This window comes from Amycolatopsis sp. NPDC058986 (assembly GCF_042741125.1).
Lineage (GTDB): Bacteria > Actinomycetota > Actinomycetes > Mycobacteriales > Pseudonocardiaceae > Amycolatopsis.
On record NZ_JBHYJW010000042.1, the window covers coordinates 79,123 to 91,643 of the forward strand.

Below are 12,521 nucleotides of genomic sequence, written 5' to 3' on the forward strand. Positions count from 1 at the left end.
ATGACAGTGGTGGCTGCTGTACTGGGAGCCGGGCAGGGCTGTGTGCTGCGCCGGGCTAGGGGTACGGCGCATCGCGGGGTGCTGGCCGGTCGGCTGCTGGCAGTGTCGCCAACAGTGCTTCGAGGTCCCCGGCACGGGGATCGCCGAGGCGTTGGCAGACAGCCAACGCCTCGGCCCAATGAAGTCCGGCCTCGCGGTCCCGTCCGGTGCCGCGCCGGAGCCTGCCGAGGGTGATCAGGACGTCGATCGTGCCGTAGTCGGCGTTGAGATCCCGCAGTTCGGCGAGTGCCCGCAGGCCGTGTTGTTCGGCCTCGGCACGACGGCCCGCGCCTTCCAGCGCCTCGGCCGCGTTTCCCAGCGACAGCGCGGCGTGGTACCGATCGCTCAGCTCGGTGAAGGCGTCGAACGCCGCCATCGCCGCTTCGGCCGCGTTGTCGAAGTCGCCGAGGCCGATCCGGGCCGCGCTGACATTGAGCAGCGCGTGTGAGACGAAAGTGCGCTGGCCGCGTTCGCGGGCGAGCCGGACCGCTTCGAGCGCGTACTGCTCGGCGTCGGCGAATTCGGAGCGGATGAAGTAGGCGCCCGAGAGATTGGACAGGATCGCGACGGTCAGCGCGCTCCCGCCCGTTTCCTCCGACGCCTTCTTGCCCTCCTCGAGCGCCTCCAGCGCCTTGTCGGCCTGCAGCACACGGAGATAGGCCGACCCGAGATTGTTGGCCGCGTACTGCAGTCCCAGGCGGTCTTTCGCGGCCCGCGCGGCGGCGACCGAGGTCTGCCCGGTGGCGATCCACTCCTCGCGGTCGTGCCGTTCGGCGAAGAATCCCCGCAGCAGCCAGGCGAGTTTCCAGGCGCGGGCCGCCCAGCCGTGCCGGGCGGCGACGTCGACCAGCGCGACGAGCGCCGGTCGTTCCGCGGTGTACCAGGCGATCGTGTCCTCGTGGTCGACGAAGCCGACGCCCTCGCCGCCGACGGGTTCCAGCTCGATGTCCTCGGTGAGCAGATCGGGACGCACGAGTTCGTTCGCCTCGGCGACCGTCGCGAGATACCAGTCGGCCAGCCGCCGCAACGCGGAGACCCGCTCCGCTTCGGGGGTTTCGGCTTCGACGAGTTCGGCCGCGTACACCCGGAGCAGATCGTGGAACTGATAGCGGTCGATCCGCGGCTGGTTGAGCAGATGCGCCGCGGCGAGCTGATCGATCAGCGCGCGGGTCTCGGACAGCCCGGTGCCGGCGAGCGCGGCCGCCGAGTGCAGGCTGACGGTGACCCCGGGATGCAGGCCCAGCAGCCGGAACAGCCGCGCGGCCGCCGGGCGCAACGCCTTGTACGACCAGGAGAACGCGGCACGCAGATCGGTCCCGGCGTCCCGAGGGTCGCGCAGCGCGTCCAGCCGCAGACGCTGATCCCGCAACTCGTCGACGATCCCCGCCAGCGACACCCCGGAGAACCGGGACGCGCGTTCGCCGGCCAGCGCCAGCGCGAGCGGGAGCCCGCCGCACAGTTCGGCGAGTTCGGCGACGGCGTCGGGTTCGGCGTCCAGCCGCGCCCGCCCGACGCTGCCCGCCAGCAACGCCACGGTGTCCCGATGATCGAAGGAGCCCAAGGCGATCCGCCGCGCGCCCTCGCGGGCGACCAGACCCCGCAACTGGTTCCGGCTCGTCACCACGACCAGGTTGCCCGGCCCCGGCAGCAGCGGCCGGACCTGCTCGGCGTCCCGCGCGTTGTCGAGCAGCAGCAGGGTACGGCTCCCCGCCAGCCTGCTGCGCAGCAGGGCCGATCGTTCCTCCACTGTGGAGGGTAGGGACTCCGGCGAAACGCCCACCGCGCGCAGGAACCCGGCGAGCGCCGCCTGGAGCGTGACCGGCGTCTCGGCGGAATGTCCGCGCAGGTCGAGGAACAGCTGGCCGCCGGGGAACCGGTCGGCGACGCGATGCGACCAGTGCACCGCGAGCGAAGTCTTGCCGACCCCGGCGGTGCCCTCGATGACCACGATGCAGCTCTCCCCGGACGCCGCGCCGAGGAAGCCGTCCAGCACGGCGAGTTCGGCGTCGCGGCCGGTGAAGCTGGCGACGTCGAACGGGAGCTGGCGGGGCACACCCCCGTGCCGGGGCCTGCCGGATTCGTTACCCGGCAAGGAGGCCTCGTCCGCCGCGAGCACCTCGGCGTGCAGCCGCCGCAGCTCCTCCCCCGGCTCGACGCCGAGTTCCTCGGCCAGCAGTTCCCGCAGCCCGGCGTAGCGGGCGAGCGCCTCGGCCCGCCGCCCCGACCGCGCGAGCACCCGGACCAGCCGCTCCCACAACGATTCCCGAAGCGGATGCTGAGCCACCAGTTCGGTCAGCTCGGCGACGAGCCGCGCGTCGGGAACCAGCCCCGAGTCGAGATCGATGCGCTGCTCGACCGCGAACAAATAGCGTTCGGTCAACAACGGCGCCCATTCCGCCGCCAATGCCGGGGAGCCCGCGCCTTCGAGTGGCGCGCCGCGCCACAATGCGAGTGCGGCGGTGAGGATCACGCGACGGCTATCCGGTTCGGCGGTTTCCATCGCGACGTCGACCAGCTCGAGAAATCGCAGCGCGTCGACGTGCTCCGGCTCGATGACCAGGCGGTAGCCGTCCGGTTCGGTGGCTACGGTTTCCTCGCCGTACAGCCGCCTCAGCCGCATGACGTACGTTTGGAGGCTGCCCCGGATCCGTTCGGGCGGTGCCTCTCCCCACACCCCGCGGGCGAGCGTCTCGATGGACACGAGCCGTCCCGCGCTGAGCGCGAGCGTGGCCAGCAGCGCACGCTGGCGGGAACTGGTGACGACGACCGGCGAACCGTCCACCAGCGTCTGAAACGGACCGAGGAGCCGGATATCGATGGTGGTCGCCCTTCGCCTGCGGCACCGCGATCGCCGCGCCTGCCTGGCTGGCAGCGTCGCATCACTCGGACGGGTGCTCAAGCGCATTCGCGGAAATGCCAAGGGCACCCGGCCCCGAACGTGCGGCAGGGCCCCACGCGGATCGCGTGGGGCCCTGCCGAGAAGTCGCGCGGTGGCTACTTCTTCTTGGCCGCCGAGGTGCGCTTGGCCGGAGCCTTCGCAGCGGTCTTCTTCGCGGCGGACGCCTTCGGCGCGGCCTTGGCGGCCGGCTTCGCGGCGGCCTTCGCCCGCGTCGTGGTCGCCTTCGCGGCGGTCTTCGGCGCCGCCTTGGTGGCGGTCGCCTTCGCCCGCGTGGTGGCCTTGGCCGCCGTCTTCGGCGCCGCCTTGGCGGCAGCGGCCTTGGTGGTGGCGGCCTTCGCCCGCGTGGTGGTGCTGCGGGTCGAGGTCGGCCGGGTGGCGGCCGTGCGCGACGCGGCGGTGCGCGTCGTGGTGGCGCGGGTGCTGGTGGTCGCCCGTGCGGTGCTCGCGGAAGCGCGCTTCACCGGGGTGGCCTTCGCCAGCTTCTTGGCGCCACTGATGACGTCCTTGAAGGTCGTGCCGGCACGGAAGGCGGGCACGTTGGTCTTCTTGACGCGCACGGTCTCACCGGTGCGCGGGTTGCGCGCGGTGCGGGCGGCACGGGCGCGCTTCTCGAACACACCGAAGCCGGTGATGTTCACCTTCTCGCCCTTGTTGACCGTCCGGATGATGATGTCGACGAGGCCGTCGACGGCCTCCGATGCGACCTTCTTGTCGCCCAGGCGCTCCGACAGCGCCTCGATCAGCTGGGCCTTGTTGGCCATTCCAGTCCTCCAAGAAGAACTACTTCGTCCACGGCCACGTCGGCCGACTTGCGCACACGGTATTACTAATGCAGCACAAATTCCAAACGGCACGCGGAAATTTTCCTTGTATCGGACGTGGTTCCGCCTCTTGAGGGACCCCCTCGGGGCCTCTTCCGGGCCTGCGCGGCCGCCGTCTGGCGTGGTTTCGAGGTGTTCTCCCGCCCCGGCTCCGGGGCACGAATTCCCTGCTCAGCAAGGGAATCCGCACCCTGGAGCCGGGCTAGGAGGCGGCGCTCGGGGTGGTCACCGGCTTCCAGGAAGGCCGATCGGCCTCGAACTTGTCGATCTCGTCAGCGTGTCGGAGGGTGAGAGCGATGTCATCGAGCCCCTCGAGCAACCGCCAGCGGGTGTAGTCGTCGATCTGGAAGGGCGCGACGAAGTCCTTCGCCCGCACGGTCTTGGTCTCGAGGTCGACCGTGACCTCCGTGCCCGGTTCGTTCTCCAGCAGCTTCCACAGCAGCTCGACGTCCGACTGCGCGCACTGCGCGGCCACCAGGCCCTGCTTGCCCGAGTTGCCGCGGAAGATGTCGGCGAAGCGGGCGGAGACGACCACCCGGAAGCCGTAGTCCATCAAGGCCCACACGGCGTGCTCGCGGGAGGAGCCGGTGCCGAAGTCCGGCCCGGCCACCAGAACACTGCCCTGTTTGAAGGGCTCCTGGTTGAGGATGAACTGCTCGTCCGAGCGCCAGGCGGCGAACAGCCCGTCCTCGAAGCCGGTCCGGCTGACGCGCTTCAGGTACACCGCCGGGATGATCTGGTCAGTGTCCACGTTGGACCTGCGCAGCGGCACGCCGACCCCGGTGTGCTGGGTGAACGGTTCCATCGATGTCTCCTTCGGGTCTCGGTGCGGACTCAGCGGCCGGCGGTGGCGAGCAGGTCTTCCGGGGACGACAACGTGCCCCGCACGGCGGTCGCGGCCGCCACGAGCGGCGACACCAGGTGTGTCCGGCCGCCCTTGCCCTGCCTGCCCTCGAAGTTGCGGTTGGAGGTCGACGCGCTGCGCTCGCCCGGCGCGAGCTGGTCCGGGTTCATGCCGAGGCACATCGAACAGCCCGCCTGGCGCCATTCCGCGCCGGCGGCGGTGAAGATCTCGTCCAGGCCTTCGGCTTCGGCGGCCTTGCGCACTCGCATCGACCCCGGCACCACGAGCATCCGCACCGAATCGGCCACCTTGCGGCCCCGCAGGACCTCCGCGGCGGCCCGCAGGTCCTCGATCCGGCCGTTGGTGCACGAGCCGAGGAAGACGGTGTCCACCGCGATCTCCCGCAGCGGCGTGCCCGGCTTCAGGTCCATATAGGACAGCGCCTTCTCTGCGGCGATGCGCTCGTTCTCGTCGCCGATCCGCTCCGGGTCGGGCACCTCGGCGCCCAGCGGGAGACCCTGTCCGGGGTTGGTTCCCCACGTGACGAACGGCGTCAGCTCGCTCGCGTCGAGCCGCACCTCGGCGTCGAACTCGGCGCCGTCGTCGGTGCGCAGCTCGCGCCAGTTCGCGACCGCGGCGTCCCAGTCGGCGCCCTTCGGCGCGTGCGGACGATCCTTCAGGTACGCGAACGTGGTCTCATCCGGAGCGATCAGTCCGGCACGCGCGCCCGCCTCGATGGACATGTTGCAGATGGTCATCCGCGCCTCCATCGACAACGCCTCGATGGCCTTGCCGCGGTACTCCAGGACGTAGCCCTGCCCGCCGCCGGTGCCGATCTTGGCGATCACCGCGAGGATGATGTCCTTCGCCGTGACGCCGGGCCGCAGTTCGCCGTCGACCGTGATCGCCATCGTCTTGAATGGACGCAGCGGCAGCGTCTGCGTCGCCATCACGTGCTCGACCTCGGAAGTGCCGATACCGAAGGCCATCGCGCCGAACGCGCCGTGCGTGGAGGTGTGACTGTCGCCGCACACCACGGTCATCCCGGGCTGGGTGAGCCCGAGCTGCGGGCCGATGACGTGCACGATGCCCTGCTCGGCGTCGCCCATGGGGTGCAGCCGGACACCGAACTCCTTGCAGTTGCGGCGAAGGGTGTCGACCTGGGTGCGCGAGACCGGATCGGCGATGGGCAGCTCGATGTCCACGGTCGGGACGTTGTGGTCCTCGGTCGCGATCGTCAGGTCGGGGCGGCGCAGTTTCCGCCCGGCCAGCCGGAGTCCGTCGAACGCCTGCGGGCTGGTCACTTCGTGCAGCAGGTGGAGGTCGATGTAGAGCAGATCCGGTTCGGCGCCTTCACCTCGGCGCACGAGGTGGCTCTCCCACACCTTTTCCGCCAGTGTGCGGGCCTTACCGGTCGGGCTGGTCATCTCCGGCTCCTTCCACGGGAATGTCGCGAACGCGGAACTCGGGCAACGGGCGCGGGCGGTGCGAAGCCGCGGGCGGGCGCAGCACGAGTTCGGTTTTCCCAGATTCTGGACTTCCCAAAGTGCGGGAAGATAGTATCGAGTCGTGGGACAGCATAGCGGTATCGGAGTACTGGACAAAGCTGTGGCCGTGCTGCAGGCCGTGGCCGAGGATCCCTGTGGCCTGGCCGAACTGTGTTCGCGGACGGGACTGCCCCGTGCCACCGCGCACCGGCTCGCGGTCGGCCTCGAGGTGCATCGCCTGCTGCGCCGGGGGCCGGACGGGCGGTGGCGGCCGGGCACCGCGCTCGCCGAACTCGCCGGCGGCTCCACCGATCCGCTGCTCGACGCGGCCGGTGTGGTGCTGCCGAAACTGCGCGACATCACCGGGGAAAGCGTGCAGCTGTACCGGCGCGACGGCGTCCAGCGCGTGTGCGTCTCGACGGCCGAGCCGCCGAGCGGGCTGCGGGACACGGTCCCGATCGGTTCCCGGCTGCCGATGACGGCGGGCTCGGGCGCGAAGGTCCTTGCCGCGTGGTCGGATCCGCACACGCAGCGGACGATCCTGTCGGAGGCGGTGTACGGCGAGCGCACGCTGCTCGAGGTGCGCCGCCGGGGCTGGGCGCAGAGTGTCGCCGAACGCGAGCCCGGTGTGGCGAGCGTCTCGGCGCCGGTCCGGGACTCCTCGGGCACGGTCATCGCCGCGGTCTCGGTGTCGGGCCCGATCGAACGCATCGGCCGGAAGCCCGGCGCCCGCTGGGCGGCCGATCTGCTCGCCGCCGCGGACGCGCTCCAGGAACGCCTCTGACGTCACAGGAGCCCCAAACGGTCCTATGGGGACAGTGGGCGGGGATCACCTTCCGTCGTCGTCCGGTGACGCGCGGGGACCGTTCCGGGGCAGTCCACCGTCCACAGAGCAGTGTCCATCTTGTACTCCACGCGGCTGGGGCACCCGAGCGGCGCGACGCACTCTCCTTGCGCACGCACCCCTCGCGCCCCGGCTGCCCCACGACCACCCGTTCGACTTCGACCGAGCGCAACGCGAGTCACGGCCGGGCAACACCTCCAGCCGAGTCCCGTCACTCGAACGGCCGCCCCCAGCGGCGACCGCCGGTATCGTTCCCGCCCCGCGCGGGGAGGACCGCCCACACGACCTTGCCGCCCGTCCAGGATCTGCTGCTCCCCCAGCGTTTCGCGACCCCCGCGACCATCCGCAGGCCCAGTCCCGGTTCGAGCGCTCCCAGCCGTTCCCGGAGCACGGCCTGGCCGGGTTCGTCGTCGGCGACCGCGACGGCGCATCGGCGCCCGCGCAGTTCGAGCCGCACCCGAGGGCGTGAACCGGTGTGCCGCAGCGTGTTCTCGACCAGTTCGGAGGCGACCAGTTCCGCGTCGGGCACCGAGTCCGGCAGGTTCCAGTCCCGCAGGATCGTCCGGACGAATCCGCGTGCCTGTGCCGCCGCGCCGTCCGAGCGGGGCAGCTCCTGTTCGGCACGCCGCCGCGCGGGGCGGTCCAGCACACGCATCGCGGTGTCGGCGTCGGGGTGGATCGCCGCCGCCTGGCCTATCGAGCGTTCGGTGAGCAGCGCGCGATGTTCCGGCCGGGACGTGACGATGCCGAAGGGAACACCCGGCCAGTCGGCGATCCGCGTCGCGACCAGTTTGAAGGCGTGCACGAAGCCGGCCCCGTCGATACGCAGCCCGTCGATGTCGGCGATCAGCCCGTCACCCGCCTCCGCGGCAAGCCGGAGCAGCCCGTCCCGCAGCCAGGGATAGCTCTCCGCCGAGACGACCCCGGTCACTGTCACGATCGTCCAGCCCGACCGGTACGCGGGCACCAGCCGGACCTCCTGAATTTCCGCAGTCACGGCCGCATCACGCGCGCAGGGCGCGGGATGACCGGCGGTCCGTCGCCGTTCATCGGTCCTCCCGATCTCGCGAGTGTCCTGCTGGTGCCATACCCCGGCAGGAAACGCCGAAACCCGGCATCCGGTCGCCGTCCACTCCCGTCCACAGTGGACGACGCGCTGCTCCCCTCCGCGCGTTTGACGTGCCCGACATGCGGCTACCCGGGTGCGGAAGCCGTTCGGGAGGTGTTCCGTGATCGAAGAAGTGAACCGGACCCCGGCCGAGGACCGTTCGGTCGGCGAGCTGGTCTCCGACCTGACCGACGAGCTGAAACGGCTCGTCCGCGACGAACTCCGGCTCGCGGCGGCCGAGCTGCGCGGCAAGGGCAAGCATTTCGGGCGCGGCGCGGGTCTCGTCGGCGCGGCGGGACTGATCGCGGTGTTCGGCGCCGCGACGCTGGTCGCGGCCGCGGTACTGGCGCTGGCCCTCGTGCTGCCCGGCTGGCTGGCCGCGGTGATCGTCGGCGCGGCCCTGCTGCTGGTCGCCGGATTCGCCGGGCTGGCAGGCAAGAAGCAGGTCGGCCGGGCGGCCCCGCCGATACCGGAGGACACCGTCGGCTCGGTGCGGGAAGACATCGAGACCGTGAAACGAGGAGTGCGACATGAGTGAAGCTTGCGAACGAATCATGGATATCATGCGCCAAAGGAGTCGAACACTGTCTCGCGAAGCGAGGCGATCGCATGGGTGAGCACGAGAAGTTTCCCGTCGACGCCGAGGAAGCCAGGATGGACCGCGACGTCACGCGCGAAGAGCTGACCGAAACGCTCGACGCGCTCGCGGCCAAGCTCGATGTGCGCGAACGCGTGCGGGAGAACGTCGACGACAAGGTGGACAAGGCCAGCGCGCGGATCGCGTCGACGGTGTCGGTGCCGGCCGCCGAGAAGTTCCGCCAGGGCGCCGGCGCGGTCCGCGCTCATCCGCTGCCGATCTTCGCCACGGCCTTCGCCGCGGTGTTCCTGATCCGGCTGCTCCTGCGCCGGCGCGGCCACTGAACGGCCCCCGCCAGGGCGATGCCGCGTTTATCCCGGATGCCCTGCGGTTAACCGGAGGACCTGGTCCGCCCGGAAGGAGTGAAGGTCATGCCCCAGCAGGCGTGGAATTCGAAACGTGAGCGCCAGTACCAGCACATCAAGGAGTCGCAGAAGGAACGCGGCACCGGCGAGGACCGCGCGGAGGAGATCGCCGCGCGCACGGTCAACAAGAACCGTGCCCGGTCCGGTGAATCTCGCTCGGCGAGCAAGACGTCCACCCGGGACAAGTCGCCGCAGCAGCGCGGCGGCCACCGGTCCGGCAAGCGGCTCGGCCCCGGCGGGCCGACCAAGGAACAGCTGTACAACGACGCCAGGAAGCGCAACATCCACGGTCGTTCCAAGATGACGAAGAAGCAGCTCCAGCAGGCACTCGGCCGTTGACCGGGAGACGAGGAGCCGATGAGCGAACCGGAGGATTCCGACCAGCGAAGACTCGCCCGCAATCTCAGTGAGCTCCTGCAGGAGGTGCGTGTCGCGCAGGCCGGCGTCCAGGTGCTCTTCGGTTTCCTGCTCTCGCTGGCGTTCACCGAACGCTACGCCAAGGTGGACGGATTCCTGCACTATGTGCACGTCGTGACGGTGCTTCTCGCGGCGGGCGCGGTCGCTCTGCTGATCGCGCCCGCCGCGTGGCACCGGCTGCTCTTCCGGCGGGGCATGCGGGAGGTGATCGTGCGGGGCACCTCCGTACTGGCCGTACTGGGACTCGTCCTGCTCGCCGCCGCGATGACCGGCACCGTGCTGATGATCGGCTACCTGGTCTTCGGCGGCGTCGTGGCCGCGGTGCTCAGCGCCGCCACCGCACTGGTGTTCCTGCTGCTGTGGTTCGTCATCCCGCTGTGGCTGCGGATGTTCCGGTGAGCCACCGGTTGTGCTCGGCGAGTGCGGGCCATAGGCTGGAATCCGGTTCAACCAGCAGCCGACCCGAGGACGTATCCGGGCTCGGTAGCTGGCACCCTCGCCCAGCGGAGTCCGGTCCACAGCCGACACCACTGGAGCCGTCATGGACTTCCTCTCACCGGAGGCGCGTTCCGCGCCGGGGCCGCAGTTGACCGTGCGTACCGCACTCGCGCGCCCCGACGTGGTACTGCTCGATGTGATCGGCGAGGTGGATCTGTCCACCCGGCCCATCCTCGACACCGCGCTCACCGCCGCGCTGCACCGCGAACCCGAGGTGCTGATCGTCGATCTGACCGAGGTCAGCTTCCTCGGCAGCACCGGGCTTTCCCTGCTCGTCGAGTCCAACCTGGCCGCGATCGTCGGGGGCACGGACCTCCGGATCGCGAGCCATTCCCATACCGTGCAACGGCTTCTCCGGCTCACCGGGGTTGACCGGGAGCTCCACCTGTACCCGTCCAGATCCGGCGCGCTGCGCGACGTCGGGCGCGGCTGAGTCCGTCCTCTGTGGACCTGGGGACCGGCCCGGTGAGCCGATGTGTCAGCGGCCGAGCAGGAAACGCGCCTCGACACACGTGCCCGCCGGGCCGGTGTGTGTCCGCACCAGGTCCGCCACGTGGTGGACCAGCAACAGCCCCCGGCCGCGGATCTGCCCCGGCGCGGCGGGGCGGCAGCCGGCGAGCGGATCGGCGAGCTGACCGCTGTCGCGCACCTGGCACACCAGGTGCGCCCCGTCCGTGCCCATCAGCACCTCGGCGGCCCCGCCGCCGTGTTCGAGACTGTTGCCGGCGAGTTCCGTGAGCGCGAGCGCGACGTCCTGGACTCGCTCGGCGCCGAGCCCGGCTCCGGCCGCCAGCCCGATCGCCGTGTGACGCAGCGCGGACAGCCCGGCCAGATCGACGGTGACGGCGGTGGCGCCGGCGAGCGGGGGCAGCGGCCGGTTGTAGTCGGCGACGACGTCGTCGGGCGCGTACCGATCGCTGGCGCGCTGCCCGTGCGCGTCGACGACGAGCGGATGCGTCCGCAGCGCGTCGGTGAGCACCTTCGGCCGGAGAGTGCCGACGTCGTAGGGACAGAGGATCGTGACCGGACGGCCCGCGAAGGCGTGGTTGATCAACGCCTCGTGCTGTGCGCACGCGGGATACTCGTGCGCGGAGCGGCCGGCCCAGATCGGCTCGCCGATGATCCGGACGCGCCTGCCGGGATGCCGGTCGGCGAAGGCACGCAGCACTCCGGGAATGATGTGGCCGGGATTGCGCCCCGCCTCGGTCATGTCGAGCATGACCACGTCGGTGGCGGCACCGCCGAGCGCACCCCGCAGGAGTTCGAGGTTGTGCGGCGGCACCGCGACCGCGACCGGCTCGCCCCCGGCGAGCGCCCCGGTGACGAACGGGACCGTGCCCGCCAGGTACTCCCGCTCACCGCGGTAGAACAGCGCCGGATGCGTGAACGGTTCCCGTCCGGCCGTGGCCCACGGCCGGTCGGCCGTTCCGGAGGTGTCGGAAATGGTCCCTCGCATCACCGCGCTAGATACCCCGGAGCACGGACCGGCAAACCAGCCGATGCGGTCGGATCGACGTCAGGTCACGGTCGGCCTGCTCGGGCCGACGGCTTCGAAACCCGGACCCTCCTCGACGGGATCGGGCAGGCCGAGCATGGCCAGTAGCTCGTGGCGGTCACGCGCGTCGCGGGAATTTCCTGCCACGGCCCGGACGGCCCTGGCTCGCAAGGTCGCCTCGGCCTCGGCCGCGTCGGCCCTTGCCCTGGCGAACTCGCCTCGCGGAGGTCGATCCGTGGGGGACGGGGACATGCGAACTCCGTTCCGGCCCGGATGTCCGGGCCGTTCCTGACCCTACCGCACGAAACCGCCCCCGGACGGCCCGATTCTCCGACCGTCCACTCCGGACGGTCCGGTGGGTGATTCGGCCCGGTCCCGGTGGGTACCCGGGCGAAGACGAGAATCCCCACGAATCAAGAAGGGAACGGTTATGACGGCGACGTTGCAGGGCAAGCGGGTGGCGATACTGGCCGCCGACGGCGTGGAGCAGGTCGAACTGGTCGAACCACGGAAAGCGGTGACGGACGCGGGGGCCACGGCCGAGGTCGTCTCGCTCGGGCCGGGGAAGATCCAGGCGATGAACGGCGACATCGACAAGGGCGACGAGTTCGAGGTCGACAAGGTCGTCGGTGACGTGTCGGCCGACGACTACGACGCCCTGGTGCTTCCCGGCGGCACGATGAACCCGGACAACCTGCGCCGCGACCCGGCCGCGGTGCGGTTCGCCGGGGACTTCGTCCGCGGCGGCAAGCCGGTCGGCGTCATCTGCCACGGCCCGTGGACGCTGGTCGAAGCCGATGTCGTCCGCGGCCGCACCCTGACGTCGTTTCCCAGCGTGCGCACCGACATCCGCAACGCGGGCGGCACGGTCGTCGACGAGGAGGTCGTCGTCGACGACGCGCTGGTCTCGAGCCGCGACCCCGGCGACCTGCCCGCGTTCTGCCGCGCGATCGTCGAGCGGTTCGCCTGACCCGGCAGCCTGACCCGGCAGGCGGCGCCGGGGGGGGCCGGCCGGGGGGGCCCCCCCCCCCCCCGGGCCGCCCCCGGGGGGGGGGGGGGGGGGGTTG

14 protein-coding genes are annotated in these 12,521 nt (G+C 71.0%); 7 read left to right on the top strand and 7 right to left on the bottom strand.

Features of this window, described 5'->3' with window-relative positions; translation table 11 throughout:
* Positions 1-55 precede the first annotated feature (55 nt).
* The 4 genes from ACFW0G_RS30960 to leuC form a co-directional block, all read right to left on the bottom strand.
* Positions 56-2,821: a BTAD domain-containing putative transcriptional regulator gene (locus ACFW0G_RS30960; RefSeq protein WP_378328967.1), complete on the bottom strand. Its 2,766-nt coding sequence runs from the start codon at positions 2,819-2,821 to the stop codon at positions 56-58.
* A 212-nt stretch (positions 2,822-3,033) separates the two neighbouring features.
* Entirely contained in the window at positions 3,034-3,699 is a 666-nt protein-coding gene (locus tag ACFW0G_RS30965; protein ID WP_378328968.1) for an HU family DNA-binding protein, read from the bottom strand.
* Between the two features lie 262 nt (positions 3,700-3,961).
* A complete protein-coding gene (gene leuD, locus ACFW0G_RS30970) occupies positions 3,962-4,564 on the bottom strand; it encodes a 3-isopropylmalate dehydratase small subunit (RefSeq protein ID WP_378328969.1) in 603 nt (200 codons plus the stop codon).
* A 29-nt stretch (positions 4,565-4,593) separates the two neighbouring features.
* Positions 4,594-6,030 carry a 3-isopropylmalate dehydratase large subunit gene (gene leuC, locus ACFW0G_RS30975; protein ID WP_378328970.1) on the bottom strand — a complete coding sequence of 479 codons (1,437 nt, stop codon included), beginning with the start codon at positions 6,028-6,030 and terminating at the stop codon, positions 4,594-4,596.
* Positions 6,031-6,172: 142 nt separating this feature from the next.
* On the opposite strand from leuC, the gene ACFW0G_RS30980 reads away from it, so the two are divergent.
* Positions 6,173-6,874 (top strand): IclR family transcriptional regulator, encoded by a 702-nt coding sequence (locus tag ACFW0G_RS30980; RefSeq protein WP_378328971.1) that lies wholly within the window; start codon positions 6,173-6,175, stop codon positions 6,872-6,874.
* A 271-nt stretch (positions 6,875-7,145) separates the two neighbouring features.
* Here ACFW0G_RS30980 and ACFW0G_RS30985 read toward each other — a convergent pair whose 3' ends face one another.
* On the bottom strand, positions 7,146-7,931 hold the full coding sequence (locus tag ACFW0G_RS30985; protein WP_378328972.1) for an ATP-binding protein: 786 nt from the start codon (positions 7,929-7,931) through the stop codon (positions 7,146-7,148).
* A 232-nt stretch (positions 7,932-8,163) separates the two neighbouring features.
* Here ACFW0G_RS30985 and ACFW0G_RS30990 point away from each other — a divergent pair, with 232 nt between their 5' ends.
* The 5 genes from ACFW0G_RS30990 to ACFW0G_RS31010 all read left to right on the top strand — a co-directional run bounded on the left by ACFW0G_RS30990 (position 8,164) and on the right by ACFW0G_RS31010 (position 10,392).
* Complete coding sequence (locus tag ACFW0G_RS30990) at positions 8,164-8,580, top strand: phage holin family protein (RefSeq protein WP_378328973.1); 417 nt, start codon at positions 8,164-8,166, stop codon at positions 8,578-8,580.
* Positions 8,581-8,651: 71 nt separating this feature from the next.
* A complete protein-coding gene (locus ACFW0G_RS30995) occupies positions 8,652-8,963 on the top strand; it encodes a DUF3618 domain-containing protein (RefSeq protein ID WP_378328974.1) in 312 nt (103 codons plus the stop codon).
* Between the two features lie 87 nt (positions 8,964-9,050).
* Complete coding sequence (locus ACFW0G_RS31000; protein WP_378328975.1) at positions 9,051-9,383, top strand: plasmid stabilization protein; 333 nt, start codon at positions 9,051-9,053, stop codon at positions 9,381-9,383.
* Positions 9,384-9,401: 18 nt separating this feature from the next.
* The gene (locus ACFW0G_RS31005; RefSeq protein ID WP_378328976.1) at positions 9,402-9,860 is read left to right on the top strand and encodes a DUF6328 family protein; all 459 of its coding nucleotides are present in this window, start codon (positions 9,402-9,404) and stop codon (positions 9,858-9,860) included.
* Positions 9,861-10,002: 142 nt separating this feature from the next.
* Entirely contained in the window at positions 10,003-10,392 is a 390-nt protein-coding gene (locus ACFW0G_RS31010) for an STAS domain-containing protein (protein ID WP_378328977.1), read from the top strand.
* 45 nt (positions 10,393-10,437) lie between these two features.
* Here the strand turns inward: ACFW0G_RS31010 and ACFW0G_RS31015 are convergent, their stop codons facing one another.
* Positions 10,438-11,415, bottom strand: coding sequence for an anti-sigma factor RsbA family regulatory protein (locus tag ACFW0G_RS31015; RefSeq protein ID WP_378328978.1), 978 nt, complete (start codon positions 11,413-11,415; stop codon positions 10,438-10,440).
* A gap of 60 nt (positions 11,416-11,475) precedes the next feature.
* Complete coding sequence (locus ACFW0G_RS31020) at positions 11,476-11,706, bottom strand: hypothetical protein (protein ID WP_378328979.1); 231 nt, start codon at positions 11,704-11,706, stop codon at positions 11,476-11,478.
* A gap of 178 nt (positions 11,707-11,884) precedes the next feature.
* Here ACFW0G_RS31020 and ACFW0G_RS31025 point away from each other — a divergent pair, with 178 nt between their 5' ends.
* Positions 11,885-12,424: a type 1 glutamine amidotransferase domain-containing protein gene (locus tag ACFW0G_RS31025; RefSeq protein ID WP_378328980.1), complete on the top strand. Its 540-nt coding sequence runs from the start codon at positions 11,885-11,887 to the stop codon at positions 12,422-12,424.
* The last annotated feature ends 97 nt before the right edge of the window (positions 12,425-12,521 follow it).

Excerpts from the sequence above, each read along its gene's own strand:
- ACFW0G_RS30965 (WP_378328968.1), bottom strand. The coding sequence starts at position 3,699 with ATGGCCAACAAGGCCCAGCTGATCGAGGCGCTGTCGGAGCGCCTGGGC.
- leuD (WP_378328969.1), bottom strand. The coding sequence starts at position 4,564 with ATGGAACCGTTCACCCAGCACACCGGGGTCGGCGTGCCGCTGCGCAGG.
- leuC (WP_378328970.1), bottom strand. The coding sequence starts at position 6,030 with ATGACCAGCCCGACCGGTAAGGCCCGCACACTGGCGGAAAAGGTGTGG.
- ACFW0G_RS30995 (WP_378328974.1), top strand. The coding sequence starts at position 8,652 with ATGGGTGAGCACGAGAAGTTTCCCGTCGACGCCGAGGAAGCCAGGATG.
- ACFW0G_RS31000 (WP_378328975.1), top strand. The coding sequence starts at position 9,051 with ATGCCCCAGCAGGCGTGGAATTCGAAACGTGAGCGCCAGTACCAGCAC.
- ACFW0G_RS31005 (WP_378328976.1), top strand. The coding sequence starts at position 9,402 with ATGAGCGAACCGGAGGATTCCGACCAGCGAAGACTCGCCCGCAATCTC.
- ACFW0G_RS31010 (WP_378328977.1), top strand. The coding sequence starts at position 10,003 with ATGGACTTCCTCTCACCGGAGGCGCGTTCCGCGCCGGGGCCGCAGTTG.
- ACFW0G_RS31015 (WP_378328978.1), bottom strand. The coding sequence starts at position 11,415 with ATGCGAGGGACCATTTCCGACACCTCCGGAACGGCCGACCGGCCGTGG.
- ACFW0G_RS31020 (WP_378328979.1), bottom strand. The coding sequence starts at position 11,706 with ATGTCCCCGTCCCCCACGGATCGACCTCCGCGAGGCGAGTTCGCCAGG.
- ACFW0G_RS31025 (WP_378328980.1), top strand. The coding sequence starts at position 11,885 with ATGACGGCGACGTTGCAGGGCAAGCGGGTGGCGATACTGGCCGCCGAC.